Below are 1,461 nucleotides of genomic sequence, written 5' to 3' on the forward strand. Positions count from 1 at the left end.
GTGCAGGCGGAGGTCAGCGCCAACGCCACGGCGAGCACCCCCGCGGCGAGCACCCCCCGCCGCCGGTTGCGCTGGTCCCGAACTCGCATGGTGTCCTCACAGTCGTGGTCCGCTGCCCGTCCACATCACAGACGCACCGGAACACGTACCCGTTGCGGAAGGTGAACCGAAACACGTGGAGCGGGATGTCCGGATAGTGACATATCCCGTCCCGTCACAGGGCTGGACCGGCGCCACCATCCGGAACCGGCAGCGCACTGCCTTTGACGAACTCCGCCCAGCTCAGGTTCCACGGCGTCCAGCCGTTGCCGTGCGCCAGCTTGCGCTCGGTGCCGGTGATGGTGATCGGATCACCGATCTTCGTACGTTGGAAGAGCCAGCGGGCGTTCGCCATGGAGACGTTCACGCAGCCGTGAGAGACATTCTGCCGCCCCTGGACGTGCTCTGACCAGGGTGCGGCGTGGATGTACTCGCCACCCCAGGTGAGCCGCTGGGCGAACTGGATGTCGGTGACGTAGCGGTTCGCCGGGTCCGGGTCGTTCATCGTGTCGAAGACGGTCGCTTCCTTCTTCTCCATCACCACCAGCGTGCCGCTGGACGACGGGGTCTTCTTCTTGCCCAGGCTGACCGGCAACGTCTTGATCAACTGCCCATCCTCGTACACCCGCATCTGCTTGTCGGAGTTGGTCACCTTCATCTCGAAGGCGGAGCCGATCTTGGCGGTGGCGCTGCGGTCGACGTTGCCGTACCGGCCGTTGCTCAGCGGGATGCCGGCCAGCGCGATCCGTACGGAGAGCTTGGTACCCGCCTTCCAGTACTCCGGCGCCCGGTAGTACGCCTGGGTGCCGTTGCCCACCCAGTGCCAGGCGCCCGGCTGCGGCGGGTCGGTCTGCACGAACATCCGCTTCTGCACCGCGGCCCGGTCCTTCTCCGGGATGCCCGGGTGGAACTCCGCCACCACCGGCATGGCCACCCCGTACGTCCTGTCGTCGAACAGGTAGAGCCCGGAGGTGATCACCGAGTTCGGCTTGGCCATCGTGGTGAACGTGCTGGTGCCCTCGCTGACCGTGCCGTCGGGCCGGCTCGCGGTGACCGTGGCGGTGTAGCGGGTGGACCACTTCAACGGGGCCGACGGAACCCAGGACGAGCCATCCGTACGCAGCTTCCCCTTGACCGCCTTGCCGTTCGCGGTGGCCAGCATGATCTGCGACACCGTCGCGCCGTCCGGCAACTCGGCACCGATCTCCACGCTCACCGGCTGCTTCTTCGCCCCGTCGGCCGGGCTCACCGTCAGCGGCGGCCCGCTCGGCGTCCCCGGTGTCTCCGGTGTCGCCGGGCCAGACGCCCCCGGCATCTCCCCGGGCACGAACTGAGCGCCCCCGCTCTCCTCCCGGCAACCTGACAGCGCCAGCGACGCCACCAGACCCAGGACGCCCACCACCGCCCCGGCCCGCGCGAACC

The 1,461-nt window shown here is 68.5% G+C and carries 1 protein-coding gene; it reads right to left on the reverse strand.

The window, feature by feature from the left end; translation table 11 throughout:
- Positions 1 to 214: 214 nt before the first annotated feature.
- The coding region (locus tag C1I95_RS33885) for a L,D-transpeptidase (RefSeq protein WP_233514068.1) at positions 215 to 1,461 on the reverse strand (1,247 nt) is incomplete at its 5' end.

Origin of the sequence: Micromonospora craterilacus (assembly GCF_003236315.1) — a bacterium.
Lineage (GTDB): Bacteria > Actinomycetota > Actinomycetes > Mycobacteriales > Micromonosporaceae > Micromonospora > Micromonospora craterilacus.